The organism is Alteromonas sp. ABH2_165 (assembly GCF_056159945.1).
Map to the genome: position 1 here is coordinate 171,662 of NZ_JBSWWF010000010.1, position 17,487 is coordinate 189,148.

The 17,487-nt window shown below is 45.1% G+C and carries 12 protein-coding genes; 9 read left to right on the top strand and 3 right to left on the bottom strand.

Annotation, left to right across the window (positions count from 1 at the left end; translation table 11 throughout):
* Positions 1-49: 49 nt before the first annotated feature.
* Together ACXAFQ_RS18905 and ACXAFQ_RS18910 are read left to right on the top strand one after the other, a co-directional pair.
* A complete protein-coding gene (locus tag ACXAFQ_RS18905; protein ID WP_474824937.1) occupies positions 50-2,119 on the top strand; it encodes a glycosyltransferase family 2 protein in 2,070 nt (689 codons plus the stop codon).
* 61 nt (positions 2,120-2,180) lie between these two features.
* Positions 2,181-3,248, top strand: coding sequence for an ATP-grasp fold amidoligase family protein (locus ACXAFQ_RS18910; RefSeq protein ID WP_474824938.1), 1,068 nt, complete (start codon positions 2,181-2,183; stop codon positions 3,246-3,248).
* Positions 3,249-3,316: 68 nt separating this feature from the next.
* Here the strand turns inward: ACXAFQ_RS18910 and ACXAFQ_RS18915 are convergent, their stop codons facing one another.
* Positions 3,317-5,755 carry a glycosyltransferase gene (locus ACXAFQ_RS18915; protein WP_474824939.1) on the bottom strand — a complete coding sequence of 813 codons (2,439 nt, stop codon included), beginning with the start codon at positions 5,753-5,755 and terminating at the stop codon, positions 3,317-3,319.
* Positions 5,756-6,446: 691 nt separating this feature from the next.
* On the opposite strand from ACXAFQ_RS18915, the gene ACXAFQ_RS18920 reads away from it, so the two are divergent.
* The 7 genes from ACXAFQ_RS18920 (at position 6,447) to ACXAFQ_RS18950 (ending at position 14,021) form a co-directional block, all read left to right on the top strand.
* Positions 6,447-7,514, top strand: coding sequence for a hypothetical protein (locus ACXAFQ_RS18920; protein ID WP_474824940.1), 1,068 nt, complete (start codon positions 6,447-6,449; stop codon positions 7,512-7,514).
* A 63-nt stretch (positions 7,515-7,577) separates the two neighbouring features.
* Positions 7,578-8,459, top strand: coding sequence for a glucose-1-phosphate thymidylyltransferase RfbA (gene rfbA / locus ACXAFQ_RS18925; RefSeq protein WP_474824941.1), 882 nt, complete (start codon positions 7,578-7,580; stop codon positions 8,457-8,459).
* Positions 8,460-8,500: 41 nt separating this feature from the next.
* Entirely contained in the window at positions 8,501-9,046 is a 546-nt protein-coding gene (rfbC, locus tag ACXAFQ_RS18930) for a dTDP-4-dehydrorhamnose 3,5-epimerase (RefSeq protein WP_474824942.1), read from the top strand.
* A 9-nt stretch (positions 9,047-9,055) separates the two neighbouring features.
* Entirely contained in the window at positions 9,056-9,934 is an 879-nt protein-coding gene (rfbD, locus tag ACXAFQ_RS18935; protein ID WP_474824943.1) for a dTDP-4-dehydrorhamnose reductase, read from the top strand.
* The gene (gene rfbB, locus ACXAFQ_RS18940) at positions 9,931-11,013 is read left to right on the top strand and encodes a dTDP-glucose 4,6-dehydratase (RefSeq protein WP_474824944.1); all 1,083 of its coding nucleotides are present in this window, start codon (positions 9,931-9,933) and stop codon (positions 11,011-11,013) included. The genes rfbD and rfbB overlap by 4 nt, the downstream gene beginning before the upstream one ends.
* Before the next feature lie 79 nt (positions 11,014-11,092).
* The gene (locus ACXAFQ_RS18945; RefSeq protein WP_474824945.1) at positions 11,093-12,799 is read left to right on the top strand and encodes a glycosyltransferase family 2 protein; all 1,707 of its coding nucleotides are present in this window, start codon (positions 11,093-11,095) and stop codon (positions 12,797-12,799) included.
* Between the two features lie 34 nt (positions 12,800-12,833).
* Complete coding sequence (locus tag ACXAFQ_RS18950; RefSeq protein ID WP_474824946.1) at positions 12,834-14,021, top strand: nucleotide sugar dehydrogenase; 1,188 nt, start codon at positions 12,834-12,836, stop codon at positions 14,019-14,021.
* A gap of 15 nt (positions 14,022-14,036) precedes the next feature.
* On the opposite strand, the gene ACXAFQ_RS18955 is transcribed toward ACXAFQ_RS18950, so the two are convergent.
* Together ACXAFQ_RS18955 and ACXAFQ_RS18960 are read right to left on the bottom strand one after the other, a co-directional pair.
* Positions 14,037-16,208: a sulfatase gene (locus tag ACXAFQ_RS18955; protein WP_474824947.1), complete on the bottom strand. Its 2,172-nt coding sequence runs from the start codon at positions 16,206-16,208 to the stop codon at positions 14,037-14,039.
* A gap of 130 nt (positions 16,209-16,338) precedes the next feature.
* Positions 16,339-17,040, bottom strand: a complete 702-nt coding sequence (locus tag ACXAFQ_RS18960; RefSeq protein WP_474824952.1) for a hypothetical protein — start codon at positions 17,038-17,040, stop codon at positions 16,339-16,341.
* Positions 17,041-17,487: the final 447 nt, after the last annotated feature.

Consider the following 17,487-nt stretch of genomic DNA (forward strand, 5'->3'; position numbering starts at 1 on the left):
GCTGGTAACATCTGCGACTAAGTTTTAATACAGGATGGTAACCAGAGTAATGGCGGTAAAGCAACTCACACTGCAGTTAAAAGAATACGTACAAAGTAAAGCAGCAGAGCGCTCACTGCTCAAGGTGATACTAAAAAGTCAGAAGTTTGATCGCGATTTCTACTTGTCTTCTTATCCAGATGTAGGAAACCACCCTGACTGGTGCAGCAAGCCTGAACTTCACTACCTCAAGTTTGGCGCTATGGAATCGCGCGATCCCGCTCCCTGGTTCGATACACAATTCTATCTGCAGTCGAATCCAGATGTTGATGAGCAAAATATCAACCCGTTCGTACATTATATTCTCCATGGCCATATGGAAGGGAGAAAGCCCAATGAGAAGCAGCATAAGCGCCACAAAAATAAAGCAGTGGACAAAGTGCGATTTAAAATTGTGAACCATCTTTGGGGGGGCTATTCAAAACCTGCGCTGGATGCGCTCGCACGTATTTATAGCGACGACACAAAGTCTGGAGATCTCCGTTATTTTGCCGCGTGGCAGGCTGCAAGGTGGCACTACTTCGTCGATGAGTTTGAGAAGTCTTTAGAAATAGCCGCAGTTATTGACCAACTGGGTGAAGAATATCGCTTAGGTAAAGTGGCAGTAATGAACAAAGCGTATTGCCATATGCATCTCGGCAATATCGAAGCCGCAACAGCTACTATGGAAGAGTTTCTTGACAAGAAGCCTGACGATGCGGATATGTTATTGTCTCTTTCGAATGTACAGTCAGACGATGCTGGGCGTCTGGATAAAATAAACGCGGCTTTTGAGAGCCACGGTTACCAGCCTATTCAGCAAATTGATACCAGTAAGCCACTTTCATTCGCCAATATTCAGGCTTTTGCTCCAGCAATCGAGTCAGAACTGAAAGTAAGTGTCATCATTCCTACTTATATGTCGGAAGACCGCCTTGGAATTGCTATTCAATCTTTACTTAACCAAAGTTGGGCTAACATTGAGATAATCGTTGTGGACGATTGCAGTCCTGATGGTACCTATGCTGTGGCTAAGCGATTTGCAGCAAAAGATAGCAGAGTTATTCCTGTCAGACAGGAGAAAAATGGGGGGGCTTATCGCGCCAGAAATACAGGTCTGAAAATTGCGACCGGCGATTTTATCACTACCCATGATGGTGACGACTGGTCGCACCCTCAGAAGATTGAATGCCAGATGCGTTTCTTGGAAAGAAACCCTAATGTTCAGGGGGTTTGTACACACTGGACTAGGGCCCTCGATAATCTTCATTTCAGCCACAATTGGCGGCTTAATCCACGTCTTATTCATTGGAGTCATTCGTCCTTTTTGTTTCGCCGAGAGATTCTGAACGATCTAGGGTATTGGGATTCTGTAGTGGTTGGCGGCGATACTGAATTTATCTGGCGTGTGCAGTCGAAATATAGTCGATGGTCTGTCAAAAATATTATCAGTGCTGTGCCGATGGCTTTTGCTTTGGATGATGAAGGTTCTCTGACGCGTAACAAGTCTACTCACGTTAAAACGATTCATAATGGCTTGCGACATGTTTACCGTAGTGTCTGTGAATGGTGGCATCGGAGTACAGATAGCCTTTATATAGATGACAGTGAGAAGAGAACATTTAACTCTCCTCAAACAATGGTTACCCGAGGTCATACGGATTTAGCGTGTGATGTACTCTTTGTTGCTGATTTTTCTTCAAGCCATCCTTGCGATTCCTTGTATACCAAACTGCAAGAGGCGGTGAGTGAAGGCAAAAAAGTAGGCGTATATCACTGGCCTGTGTTTGGCCGTTATCAAAGTGAATTGCATGAGCGTTACTTCAACGCGCTGGTAAATGAGTTGGTAAACCCTGTTGTTTATGGAATGAATGTGAACGCTGAAAAGGTTGTTTTATCTTCGCCACTGCTATTTAAGGAAGAGCTTGAGTCAGTTGCAACAGTTACCACGAAAAAAGCCATATTGCTTTCTAAAGGGAAAGAGCCCGTTGATAGTAATCTTGTAGAAGAACGCGTGATGAAGTACTTCTCTGTCAAAGCGGAGATTGAGATAGATGAAAACGCGGAGAGTCTGGACAGTGATGACAGCGTGGCTGTCTAAGAATGACTTTAGGCATGGCTGAAATTCACGGCAGAACTAATTAAGAAGTGTGGAAAACAAAATGGATGTAAATAAACTGGAAGAGGAGCTTGATGTCCTCTTAGCTGAAGATCAGGATTATGTGAAAAAGAAGCAAGAGAATACGACTGCTATCATTAAGGAGATTATGGCAGTAAAGAATGCCCCTGAAATCAGGGAGCGGCTCTACCAAAAGTTTCAGTATTATATTAATCCACAAGACTTACCTGAGTTGGTGTTGCGGAAGGTGTCTTCTACGAGCTGGGGTTTCAAGCATGCTACTTCTTTTCGGTCTTTGATTGCTACAGATACGTTCCGCCGCAAGGGTACAAATACATACTCAGCGTGGCCTTTGAATAGCAAAGAAAAGTCATTAAAATTTATCAGCAAATTCGGTCTACCTTTACCTAAGGTGTATGCAGCTAAATTATCATTGAATGAATTATCAGTTGAACATTATCCATCTATCATTAAGCCTTTGTATGCTTCTTCAAGTCATGGCGTTTTCATCGCGCTGAGTCCGCAAAAATTCAGGGAAGTGAAAACAGCTAAAGAGTTTTCTAGCTTAGATGAAGTTAAAATCAGCCTGAAACGATCGCTCATTCAGAAAAACGTTGCTAAAGATGAATGGAAGATTGAAGAACTGATTGCCGACGTGCTTGACGAACGAGTTCGTCCGGCCCGAGACCTTAAGTTTTACTGCTTTTACGGCAAGGTTGGGATGATTTTAGAGATAGACAGAGAATTCGGTCCGAAATACAGGATTAGAAATCCTGACGGCAGTGTTGGAACTGGAGGTGAATTTAAGGAAAGTGATGATTTTCCGCTTACACCAATCTCTGCAGCGGATATCGCTATTGCTGAGAGTTTAAGTAGTGAAATACCGGTTCCATTTCTCAGTATCGACTTTCTGAAAACTGAAGATCGTATGGTTTTCTGTGAATTTACACCAAGGCCCGGTTTTGCTTTTAAATATAAGCGGGAATTCGATGCTTATCTAGGAGCCCAGTATTTGGATGCGGAAGCAAGATTACATAAGGATTTAGTGAATGGCCGCGCATTTAACTTCTATCTAGATTATTGCAAAGCAGTTAATGCCTTACAAAAGTAATTAATATTGGCTTCTCGTAAATTGAATGAATCACTTCACGGCGAAGTGATTCAATCAGATAACTTGCGTTAAAGCATTGCCATAAGTTGCTTCGAGATAGTCTTATGCCCGAACCGGTTTTCGGCAGTTTCGCGAGCAATCCGCTGAGCATTCACCAGTTCTGCCTTATTTCCCCGCAGAGCAATTAGCTTTTCAGCAATGTGCTGATATTTTCCCAATGAGACAAGATCACCATACGAAGGCTCAATCACTTCTACCAACGCACCCCAAGCATAACCCACAGGGATGCATCCACGACTCATACCTTCTACAACCGTCCTACCAAAAGATTCCTGAAAGTGTGAAAGGTTTAGTACCACATCCATATTTGTATAAGCTTCAGCTGGATCTTCAGCATAACCACAATAAGTAACATTCGACAGGTTATAGCGGTTTAGTCGCGCGGTAAGGACCGGAGTCTCAGGGCCATAGATGAAAAATGCGATGTCATGGTTCTGTTCGGCAACGAACTTTGCGATTTTGAAAAAGTCGTCGATACCCTTTTTGATGGTATTGCTGCTTAGCATGACAACATTTAACGTCGGGGAGGTGCGCTTATGACTAGCGTTTTGAAATTTTGCGGAATCAATAGCGTTGTAAACCACAGCGGTTTTTTCATCAAGGCTCACAAACGATGCTGTCACTTTAGAATTGGCGATGACCAAGCCACTGCATGCGTCTATGTGTTCTCTGATTTGTTCTGGTGTAGCGTTCAGTCTGCGGCATAAATCCTGATCGTGATTTGGAAGTTCTCGGACATGCGTCACAGATTTAGACTTGCATCGTTTGGCAGCCAAATGAGGCTCCCACAATGTTAGTGTGTTCACATACACCACAGAAGCATGACTTTCCTTTATGATTAAACAAATTTGTTCAGTGACTTTTGCTATCTCTTGTCTCCCTTGTCGCCACCAGGGGAGGGGAGTGAAATATATTTTGCTTGCAAACTGCGCAATTTCTTCAATGTAGGTTCGATTAACGCCACTTGGTAATACTACCGTGATGTTCGCTTTCTGACTGTGCAGCATGCGAACGCAATCCAGAAAGCTCCTTTCGGCACCAAACAACTCGCTACCGGCGAGGTGAGCAATCATCAACAGCTGCTTGCCACTCTGTGGCTGGGTATTACTATCTATTGAATATAGTACTGACTTATCAACATCTTCTGATGCCCATTGTGAAATAGCGTCGAAATTCGATTTTCCACTAATATACGCAAGTCCGCTCACGCTCAGATATGGATTCGGATCCCGGCCTTCTTCTAGACCGTGGTTAATAAAATGCGTTAGTGGTTCAACCCCGGCTTCCGCAATGTCTGGATAAGCTGTCAGATACCATGCGCGCTCAAACAGCCCTTTGGATTGCAGCACGCTTTTCAGGTTTGCTTTTCGTACTTCAGGCGTACCACGACAAATCAATGGCGGCGCTATAAACTTTCGTTTTCCGTGCTGCTGCATATACAGTTTTCTCGAGCTGCTATGCCAGGCAACTGCTGCGTCATTGTATTGCTTTCTAATCCCCGCATACTGTGTACGCAGATGGGTTGCGCTTGTTTGTGTAAGAGAACCACTGTCTACTCTCCCGAAAGATAGTGGGACACCAGGCATTACTTCTTTAATAGCGGCAGGGCCGAATTTTTTCTGAATTCGCAGCCAGTATTCGGTATCAGCATTAACAGATACATTATCCCAATAGCCAAGTTTTCGAAAAACAGAACGCCGAAACATCAGGCTAGAAACATTTCTATATATCCACCCCTGATCCATACGCCAAATTTCAAAATTCAGTGAGTGGTCAGTTCTTACCCAGTGAGATAACACGGCTTTAATTTGTCTACTGCTGCGTAAGATATTGACCTGCTTTTCAATTTTTTGCGGGTGTGACCAGTCATCAGCATCGTGAACAGTAATAAATTGTCCTTTGGAGAGTTTCAGTCCTGCATTTCTGGCTGGGTATGTACCGCCGTTTTCAATAAGTCGGAGATACCTTATCCGGCTATCCCGTTGACTATAACTTTCAATTACGGACTTGGTGTCGTCTGAAGAAGCATCATCTACCACGATGATTTCCAACTTCCCGTAACTCTGTCTAAGCAGACTGTCCAATGCAGTCGAAATAGTGTTCGCTGCGTTATAGCAGGGGATGATCACAGACACCAAAGGGCTGAAATAATCCAACGCAATGGGGGAGAGGCTATCTGACGATATGGTATCCAGTGTTGCTGAAGGGCTTTCGGAAATTGGTGCAAGGTTGTGGTAATTGAAAAGTTGATTTATCGTTGCAAGTTTCGCCTTACCGGCTTTCAGCATTGACCAGGCCAATATTTTATTCTCTGACATTAACCAGCTTTTGTTATTGAGTATTTTCAATGCGCTATTCGAGTCTTCACTGTGAAAGTAGATACTAAATGCGAGCAGAAAAGGGCCTTCGTGAGAAATAAATAACTTTAAGTTGTCATCACCGAGCATGCTGTCTGCGTATTCTCTGGCCGTATGCCAGTTTCTCCAACAAGCGTGCCATCTGCCAAGGAACCAGCTAGCCAACCCCTGTTGAACATTATAAAAGTCAGAGGCAATTTCTCGTAAACGCAGAAGAGTGTCTTCTTTGGTAGACTCACTCCATAAGCGGTTATCCAGCGTTACCGCTTCCAGTGCGCAAGGCCAGCGCCCCTCTTTCCAACCACAGTTTTGATAATGTACTGCGGGGTCAACGCCAGCTGCAGCTACATCAGGATAAGCGTTTGAATACCAGTTCGGGTCGAATAACTCGACCAATTTTTTTGAGGGCGTATCAGACATGACAACCATTTAACTGAGAGATTCCGTACATGTTATGTTTGACAAGAGGGCTTGTCTACTCGATTTAGATTTAGCTGATAGATTCAAACTGGCTTGGGTTTATGGTGTAATACGTTGCCGCACTTCAGGGTAGTGAGGTATCCGTCATTGTCTTCCTTTTACTCTCTCGTGAGCGAGGCTGACAGTCGCGATAAGACTGACTCTAGGTAAGGTCAAAGCTGAACTCAGAAACAAGTAGGCGATGAATGCAGTTAAAAATCTGGCTATGCAAGAGTATCCGAAAATGGTACTCGCGCGTATCTAAGGCCAGAATATAAATCCAGCACAGCAGTAGGTCAGTGCTGAGTGAGATAAGGTTTTTATGAAAGTTGTTTTTCATTTCGGCCCCCCAAAGTCTGGCACTTCGGCCATACAGAAATGGATGTCGTCAAATCATCAGTGGTTAATCAGGCAAGGTGTTTATTATCCTGATCATGTATTGGATGTTAATGGTGTAAGTTCGGGCAATCTGCGCAAAATTTTTATTGAACGTGAGAGCGGACTCGAGTTTTCAGATTCATTATTCGCATCAGAAATTGAAGCTGCCAATCAGGCTCAGTGCCATACCATTGTTTTTTCTTCAGAGTTTTTTTTTCGCAAGCTGGTCGAAATTGCCAGTAAAGTGCCCGAGGCTCAGTTCGTGGGTTACGTCCGCTTTGGCTTAGAGATGATGCAGTCGTCTTACAACCAGGCGGTGAAACGACATGGAAAAACGGAACCGTTCAGACAGACGGGACACATTCAGTCGACTCTCAGAGCGTTGGGCGATTCGATCAATCAAATCGGTGAAGAGCGCTTTCTGCTCCGTCCATATTCGAAAAAATTGTTTGTCGCTGAAAACATCGTTGCAGATTTTCTTGATGTCTTAGGTATTGATCACACCAGTGTGGATACCACTATAGGAAGAATCAATCCTTCATACTGTATAGAAAGTATTGAGGTTAAAAGGTGGTTTAATCAATTGCAGTCGGAGTCATTTCAAACGCAGTTGGACCTTGCTTTACAGAGCTATGGTGATTCAACTGCGTTTTCGTTGTTCACAGATGAAAATTTTGAAAAGAATAAAAACGCCTACCTGCAGCAGGTGAAGCGATTTCTGACGAATCATAAAGTGGCTCATTCAGACGCTTTTTATGAGCAGTGCGCCTCGCAGGTTAATAAACCTTATCAGAAGCAAGATCTCACTGTGGCTGAGTTTAAACGTGTGTTAACGGAATTGCTTAAACAACGTAAGCTGTCTCGCACCGCCCTTTATCTGGCCTACAATGAAGCTGTCTCGCGGCAGGATGAACTGTCTCACCCTGAGCGGGTTGCTGTATTGAAACAACTTACGCCGAAGTGGATTCGGCTGGTACGCAAACTAAAAGAATCTTTGAATGTTTCAGGCTGAATTCGACCTTGGTTTGGCATATGATGAAATTATTGTAAACGTGGTAAGAGAACAGGAATCAACGTGAGAAAAGGAATAATCTTAGCCGGTGGTTCAGGCACGCGCCTCCACCCGTTAACCAAAGTCGTCAGTAAGCAACTGATGCCGGTTTACGATAAACCGATGATTTTTTATCCGCTAGCAACGCTGATGATGTCCGGTATCCGGGATATTCTGATTATCACTACGCCACAAGAGCAGGCGCGCTTTATTGAACTGATAGGCGACGGTGCCGACCTCGGTATCAATGTGCAGTATGCCGCTCAACCTTCACCCGATGGTCTTGCTCAGGCGTTCCTCATCGGTGAAGAGTTTATTGGTAACGATTCGTGCACCCTTATCCTCGGCGACAACATTTACTACGGTCATGATCTGAAAGTCTCGTTGAAGAATGCCTATCAGCAAGAGCACGGAGCTACTGTGTTTGGTTATCACGTTAACGACCCTGAGCGTTATGGTGTCGTTGATTTTGATAACGACTGGAATGCACTTTCTATCGAAGAGAAGCCTGTACAACCAAAATCCAATTATGCGGTTACAGGCCTGTATTACTACGATAATCGTGTGGTTGATTTTGCCAAAGCAGTGAAACCGTCCCCCCGTGGTGAGCTCGAAATTACTGACCTGAATAACCTGTATCTTCAAGACGGTTCATTGAAAGTAGAACTCATGGGCCGAGGGTCTGCCTGGCTAGATACAGGTACGCTCGATAGCCTGCTTGATGCTGCTAACTTTGTTGCGGCTATTGAGAAACGCCAGGGCCTGAAAGTGTGTTGTCCGGAAGAAGTGGCATACCGGATGGGTTATATCGATGCCGCGCAGGTTGAAAAACTAGCGAAGCCACTTATTAAAAGCGGCTATGGCGATTACCTAATGAAAATCATCAGTGGTCGGGTTAAAAGTTAAGCGCGCACCTTCATCGTCTGAATTATTGGAAGTAGCATTTCATGCAAGTAGTAAGCACCGACATCCCGGATGTCAAAATCATTGAGCCTCGCGTCTTTGGTGATGAGCGCGGCTTTTTCCTGGAAACCTTCCGCACAGACTGGTTCAAACAGGAATGTGCCGATGTGGATTTCGTCCAGGATAACCACTCTAAATCCAAGCAAGGTATTCTGCGTGGTCTGCACTATCAGCTGGAGCAGACTCAGGGCAAGTTAGTTCGCGTGGTCAGTGGCGAAGTGTTCGATGTCGCGGTAGACATGCGCAAAGACTCGCCGACATTCGGCAAATGGGTTGGTGTATTGTTGTCAGCCGAAAACAAGCGTCAGCTTTGGGTACCTGCCGGTTTCGCACACGGCTTCTATGTCACCACTGAATCGGCTGAATTCGTGTATAAGTGCACCGACTATTATCATCCGGAAAGTGAAGTGTCGGTAAAGTATGACGACCCGACTATCGGTATCGACTGGCCGCTGGTGAATGGCGAAGCGCCGTCACTGTCTGCAAAAGACGCCGAAGGCCTGGCGTTTAACAACGCTCCGGCATTTTAAGGAACTCCTATGACAATTGTAGTGATAGGGAAGTCCGGGCAGTTAGCGTATGAACTGCAACAGGCAGGCGGTGATAATATTGTTTGTCTAGGTCGTGACGATATCGACATCACGAATCCAACAGCGCTCACCGAAAAGCTGGACAGTCTCAAGCCTGACGCCATCATCAATGCTTCTGCGTACACCGCAGTAGATAAAGCCGAATCCGAACCGGAAGCGGCAGCGCTGATTAACACGCAGGCCGTGGCAAATCTCGCTGACTACTGCAAAGCTAATGGCATCTTTTTGGTACACGTGTCTACCGACTATGTATTCAATGGTAAGAAAGGTTCTCCCTACACGGTGGATGACACCATCGAGCCTCAAGGCGTGTACGGCAAAACCAAAGCTGATGGCGAGAAAGCGCTACTGAATACTATCCCGGATACATGCTGTTTAATTCGCACCGCCTGGGTATATTCCACCCACGGCAATAATTTCGTCAAGACCATGCTGCGCCTGATGGCTGATAAACCGCAGCTTACCGTGATTGATGACCAGATTGGCTCGCCCACGCTGGCTAGCGGCCTGGCACAGGCTTGCCTGTATGCGGCACAAAACAAAACAGCGGGTGTATTCCACTGGACTGACGAAGGCGTTACCAGTTGGTATGACTTTGCACTGGCCATACAGCAACTGGCTGTTGAAAAAGGCCTGCTGGAAAGCAGAATTCCTGTACTGCCCATCCCGTCGTCTCAATATCCAACACCGGCCAAGCGACCGCATTACAGTGTGCTGGATAAAACCCTGACACGTGACACCTTTTCTTCATTACATCCTACTCATTGGCGTGAACAACTCTCCGCCATGCTGGATGCACTGAAAGCACAACAGAGCAACGAACAATGAGCAAAACCATTTTAGTCACCGGCGGTGCCGGCTTTATCGGTTCAGCGGTAGTCCGCCACCTGATTAACGATACCGACCATACGGTAATCAACCTGGATAAACTGACGTACGCCGGTAACCTGGAGTCACTGACTACCGTGTCAGACAGTGACCGTTACGCTTTTGAGAAAGTGGATATCTGCGATGCCGAGGAAGTAAAGCGTGTCTTCACTACTCACCAGCCAGACGTCGTGATGCATCTGGCAGCAGAATCCCATGTTGACCGCTCTATCGACGGCCCAGGTGAATTCATCCAGACCAATGTAGTCGGAACTTACACATTGCTGGAACAAGCCCGTGCCTACTGGTCAAAGCTTGAAGGTGATAAGAAAGACGGCTTCAAATTCCACCACATCTCCACCGATGAAGTATATGGCGACCTGCCACATCCGGATGAAGTTGAGCCAGGCACAGAACTGCCACTGTTTACTGAAACCACGCCGTATGCACCGAGCTCACCGTATTCAGCGAGTAAGGCGTCCTCCGACCAGATGGTACGCGCTTGGCTGCGTACCTACAAGCTGCCAACACTGGTGACTAACTGCTCAAACAATTACGGCCCGTATCACTTCCCGGAAAAGCTTATCCCTCTGGTGATCCTGAATGCACTCGCTGGTAAAGACTTACCTGTTTACGGAAAAGGTAATCAAATCCGTGATTGGTTGTTTGTGGAAGACCACGCCCGTGCATTGGTAGTGGTAGCCCTGAACGGTGAAATCGGCGAAACCTACAACATCGGTGGTCACAACGAGAAGCAGAACATCGATGTGGTGAAAACCATCTGTACCATTCTGGATGATGTGAAGCCGAAAGAAACCAAATACGCGGAACAAATCACCTACGTAACAGACCGCCCGGGACACGACATGCGCTACGCTATCGATGCATCTAAAATTCAGAAAGAATTGGGCTGGACGCCCCAGGAAACTTTTGAAAGTGGTATCCGTAAAACTGTGGAGTGGTATCTGAACAATGAAGCCTGGTGGAAAGCGGTTCTTGATGGCAGTTATCAAGGTGAACGTCTGGGAGCAGGAAGTTAATGCATAAACAAACTTCGTGATAGTATATAAAGCCGCATAACAGTGCGGCTTTTTTAATGAATGAGAGAAGCGGATTTACATGAAAAAGATTGCAATGCAATCCGTGCAGATGGTCGTAAAACTAGTACCGACTTCAGTTCGAAAGTCAGTCAAACGGAGCGAGCGGTTAACAACGTTCTATAGTCAATCTATTCGACGTTCGGGCTTAACTTATGGTGAGCCGGGAAAACGAACTCAGAAGAAGCTGTATCGAGATTTTGTCTCTCGCCATAATGCCGGAATAGAAGCCACGCCTATCATTGAAGGTATCTCTGAGTTGCAGGTCATTGTGGTTGGAAAGCAAGGTAGTGAGATCACCGTCCAAAATCTAAATAAGTTAGGTATTAACAGAATAGCAGTGCTCGATCCAGAAGCCGGCTCTACCCTCTCTGAGGCACTTGTAGCACAGCAGCAATCTGCGCCATTATTGTTACTGAATGCTGGTGATGTAATCCGGCCACAGACATATTCACTCATGTACAAAGCGTTAGTTAAAAACAGCGCTGAGCTCGTTTACTGCGATACGGATATTAATTTGCATCCAAAATCACCTGGATCACCGTTTTTCTTGCCAGACTGGAATCCCGAGTTACAACTTTCCAGCGCATATATAATTACTGGCGTTATGATCGCTGCAGGTCATATTCCCAATGTCGAATGTGAGGCCACTTCAATTTCAGGGCTAATGGCAGAGCTTTGGTTGAGAAAGACGCATATTAATTTTGCTCATGCCCCATGGATTTTGGTACAGCGCAGTAAGGAAGATGATACTGAAGTGTCTGCTTTGAACGACATTGAAGCTATCATACGCAAGTATTCGAAAGCCATTTCTGCTTTTAATGCTGAACAACGAATAAATCATATTCAATGGCCAGCTACGAACGAGCCACTAGTGTCTTTAATCATACCGACAAAGAACGGGAAAGAGCTCGTCAAAGCTTGCATTGAGTCGATAAGAGAAAAAACGCTCTATAAAAATTACGAAATAATTCTCATCGATAATGGTTCAGATGAAGCGGATAGTCTTGAGTATTTTGAGTCACTGAAAACTATATCTAACATTCATGTCGTCGAGTACCCTGGGCCATTTAATTATTCTGCAATTAATAATTTTGGTGTGACACATGCGAATGGTCAGATCATAGGTCTTATCAACAATGATATAGAAGTGATTAAACCGGATTGGCTAACCTATATGGTCGGTCATGCAATTCGGGAAGACGTGGGCTGTGTTGGGGCTAAGTTACTGTACTCTGATGGATGTATTCAACATGCGGGCGTCGTTTTAGGATATGGCGGCGGGGCAGGGCACGCTCACAAGTATTTTCCGCGCTATCATCCAGGTTATATGAAACGGTTGCTTGCAACGCAAAACTATTCGGCAGTAACGGCAGCCTGTTTGATCGTGAAAAAGGAGAAATTTCTCGAAGTGGGGGGGCTCAATGAACGCGACCTCGCTGTCGCTTTTAACGATGTGGACTTTTGTTTGCGAGTCAGGGAAACTGGCGTTAGAAATATATTTTGTGCCGAAGCTGAGCTTTATCATCACGAGTCAGTAAGTCGTGGCCTGGATATTGCTCCAGAGAAAGCTGCGCGATTTAATCGAGAACTCGATTATTTACGTACACAGTGGAAAGATTATATCAACCACGACCCTGCATATAGCCCTAATTTAACGCTGAAACGAGAAAATTTTTCCATTAAGCGTAAAGAAGAATTTGATGCCCCAGCGGCACCATCTGTATAGAAACAGTATTTATACCTTGAGATAGTGAGAGAAAATGGAATCGACGAATAAGAAATTTAAAGTCGCGGTAGCCGGGACAGGCTATGTTGGATTATCAAATGCTGTGCTTCTAGCACAGCACAATGAAGTAATCGCGGTAGATTTAGTTCCTGAAAAGGTTGAGATGCTTAATGCGCGCAAATCTCCGATTGAAGATAAGGAAATTTCTCAATATCTTGCAGAGAAAGACTTAAACCTCAAGGCTACCCTCAATGCAGAGGAGGCGTATAAAGATGCGGACTTCGTTGTTATTGCCACGCCTACTGACTACGATCCACAAACGAATTACTTCAACACCGGGAGTGTTGATGCTGTAATTAAAATGGTTAAGGAAATTAATCCGAATGCCGTTATGGTTGTGAAGTCGACTGTGCCTGTAGGGTTTACACAAGAGGCGAAGCAGGAACATGGTACTGAAAATCTGATATTTTCTCCTGAGTTTCTCCGTGAGGGTCGAGCTCTGTATGACAATCTTCACCCTAGCCGGATTATTGTTGGTGAACGCAGTGAGCGAGCAGAAATTTTTGCAGGCTTATTAAAGCAAGGTGCTATCAAAGAAGAAATTGATATTCTTTTTACCGACAGCACTGAAGCGGAAGCAATTAAATTGTTCGCAAATACGTATCTCGCTATGCGTGTAGCGTATTTCAATGAACTCGATAGTTACGCGGAGAGCAATGGTTTAGATTCTCGTCAAATCATAGAGGGCGTTGGATTAGATCCCCGTATTGGTTCGCACTACAATAATCCTAGCTTCGGCTACGGTGGTTACTGTCTGCCAAAAGATACCAAACAGCTGCTTGCTAACTACAGTGCAGTGCCTAATAACATGATCCAGGCTATTGTTGATGCTAACCGCACCCGTAAAGATTTCGTAGCGGATTCTATCATCAGCCGTAGGCCTAAGGTTGTGGGAATTTTCCGCCTTATCATGAAGTCGGGCTCAGATAACTTCCGCGCAAGTGCGATTCAGGGGATCATGAAACGTATCAAAGCGAAGGGTATCGAGGTTGTCGTTTACGAACCTGTGATCAAGGAAGATGAGTTCTTCAACTCCCGGGTAGTGAACGATCTGGATGCGTTTAAAGAAATGTCTGATGTGATTGTCGCCAACCGCGTAACTGATGACTTAAAAGACGTACTTGAGAAAGTTTACAGCCGGGACTTATTCGGCGCTGACTGATTCGCAAAGGCCACATTAACGTGGCCTTTTCTTTTTGCGTGATAGCAGAATTAAAGCACTGAACGGGAGCAGCCATGACACGCTGCCGCCACCGCTGCTGGTGGTAGGTGGGGTTACGACAGCAGAGTTATCTGCAACATCGAAAGAACGGGTTACCATCGTTTCTTCTATCCCGTCAGTGAGATTGAATGTCATGTCTATCTGGTTGCCTGTAAATGACGAGGGTACCTGAAACGAATATGAATCCAGATTGCCAACCGCAACATTATTCAAATTAAGTACGTTACTGCTGACTGATAATTCAAGTACATCTTTATTCTCGTCATACGCCGCAAATGTGACAACGCCGCTTTGCCCTTTTGTTAGGCGTCCAGGGGGTTGTACTTCCAATGTCGGTGCAACGTTTACCGGTATTACTTTAATGCCAACCTGCTCTCTAATCACCTGATCGTTTAAGCGGGATATGAGCGCAAAGGCAATAAATTGCTCTGTAGTTACAGGAGGTACTTCAAAGCGTAATCTATTCCCCTGAACCGAATATGCTACTTGGGGGCCCATGAACTGTTCGAAGTTTGTTGCTACGCCGGAAACATCGCCACTTATTTCCCAGCTAATCTCGACATTATCTCCGGCAGTCGCACCAGATTGTGAGGCGCTTAGTCTTAACGAAAATGATTTTTGAATACGCTGTTCTGGTAGCCGGTAATGATCAGCAGGCTGGCCTAATCGGGAATAATTAAATCGCCCCTCAATATAACTAGCGTTCGGCAGTGGAAGCGCTGCACCTGATTCAGTCAGGTAGTCATCAAGAAGCATCTCGAGTTCTGCGACTTTCGCGGGTTCGGATTCGGCAAGGTTCACACTTTCATTAATATCAGCATCCAGGTTATATAGCTGATACATGTGTCCGTCGGGCTGCCCGTAAAAAAAGGTTTTAATCAATTTCCAGTTATCCAGCAGGATAGTTGCCGATGGGGGAAGCCATTCTGGGACAGCAGACTGCGTTGGGTAGTAGGTAATAATCGGGCGGGGTGGCAGTTCAGAGCCCGATAGAGCTGGCGTGAAGTTGATGCCATCAACAATATGTGATGCGGGCCAGCTGTAACCAAGTTCTTCAAGCAGAGTTGGATAAATATCGGCGGTCTGAATAATCTCATCTGAGAGTGTATGCGGTTGAGTCTTTCCAGGCCAGATTACGAACGTAGGGACCTTGTTGCCGCCACTGTATTGCGTTGCTTTACCACCTCTTAGCGGGAAGTTGCTGGTGGGGTGAATCTGACCCAGAACATCATACATATTACCGCCGTTGTCCGAAGTAAAAATGATAATCGTGTCATCTTCAATACCGGCATCAACAAGTCCGTTCCATAATATTCCGATTGCATCATCAAAGTACTTCACCATAGAGGCATATACGGCACTGCGCTGACTATGGTAAGCGGATCGTTTCTCTACGAAGTGGTCATAGTATTCACCATCTGCATTGAGGAAAGGAGCGTGCACAGAAAAAGGCCAGAAGTTAATAAACAATGAGCCATTTTCATGATTGTCCCGAATCCAGCGGCTCGCTTCTTCTGCGAGGCGAATATCTATGTGCTCGCCGGGTGTCTGCGGCTGAAGATTGGGAGCGAAAGACCAGGGAGCCAGGTAACCACCGGTAGGTCCCGACCCTTCGTAGTGTGGAATATCCGTATCAAAGCCGTGCTGTAGTGCGCTAAACGGCTCTGGGCCTATATGCCATTTACCAAAATGTGCAGTCTGGTAATTATTTGCTTTAAGGATAGTAGCCAGAGAAGGGATAGATGTATCAAAGCGAGTTGCTGTTAAAGGTGCAGCAGACTTTTGGTTCCCTGGACCAGTGACCTTTTCGGTCGCAGTAAGGCGTACTTCAGCCGTTTCAATATTTGGATTAAGTATTTGATGTCTGGCTGGAGTTTGGCCTGATAAAAGCGTCGTGCGGGTAGGGGAGCAAAGAGGACTATTCGTATATGATTCAGTGAAGACCATACCTCGCTCAGCAAGAGCATCGATATTCGGTGTTTCATAGAACGTATTGCTCTGATAAATGGAGGTATCGTTCCATCCTAAATCATCCGCAAGGATAATCACGACATTCAATGGCTTTGTTTGAGCATGACTGATAAGTGAGATTGCCATAAGAGAAAACAGTATAAGTAGACGGCGCATTGGCTTCCTTGCCGGTAATCAAAACCGGAAAATGTGGCAACTAAGATAAAATAGAGGGCAATTTTAACGACTTCGAAACAAAAAAGCCCCTGTTTATATGCAGGGGCTTCAAAGCATATTGAACGAAGATTTACTGATTAGCAATCACTACCTGAATGTCTTCCTGGCTTAAGCCAACTGATTGGCCATACTCAGTAAGCTTCTCATCACTTACGCCATAACTTTGCGCGGTTTCAAGGATGCGCATAGCTTGTTCCTTTGTTGCTTTAGACTCACGTAACGCCGTAGTCAGTACTTCATCCGCCTGAGCAGGGAATACCGCAAGCAAGGCATCAACGACATACTCTCCAACATAAGGGACAGTATTCAATGCGGTGGAAAGAATATCGATAACTTTATTTGGATGTTCTTGAGATAGGGTCTGCACAATACGGTCTGCAGAATCAGGCTCTGTTTGAACGGCAACCCGAACAATATCATCAAGTTCATCAGGAGTAGAGTCAGCCGCTGCTTGGACAACGAAATCAACATAGCTAGGCTCAGCTTTAATTGCTAGTTTCACTATATTAGTACAGGTTGCCACTTCTTTCTCTATAGCTAATTGAACAATGTCTTGGGTTGAAGCTGGTTGAGCAGAGATAGCTGAGAAAATAATCTCACGGTATTTATCTGGGTAGGTATCAAGTGCAACGTCGACAATAGGCACGACATCCTGCGGATAATGGCTAGCGATAGAACGAATAGCTCGACCGATTGACATGTTTTGATCGACCTGACGCTTTAAAAACTGTATCTGAAAATCATCATGGGTATTTTGGTCGTCACCAGGCATAGCAAAGCTGAGTGCTGGCAAGCACAAGGCAACAGCAAAAAATCGTATGCAAACACTAAAAAACATACTTAATCCTCGTATAACTCCAATCCCTGGGTACATTATTAACTATTAAAATATTAGAACATAATTGATTAAAATTAGTTCAATGAGATTATAAATCGTATGTATAGTTCGTAAAATAATCATTTAGACTAGTAAAGACAACTTTTTTAGGTATTTGCCTTGACGAAAAGTAATTAACCTCTACAATGCGCCCCACTTCCAAGGGAGAGTCAAACTATCCGCTAGGAAGGGTTATAACATAAGATACCTTCTTAAGTTATGACAGTTTTCATCGAAAACAACTTGCGAAATAAACTTTCAAAAAGATGTTGACACTGAAAACGAAGCGCGTAGAATGCGCGTCCCGCTTCGGGGTAAAGCTTCGAGGCAGCTAAGCAGGGT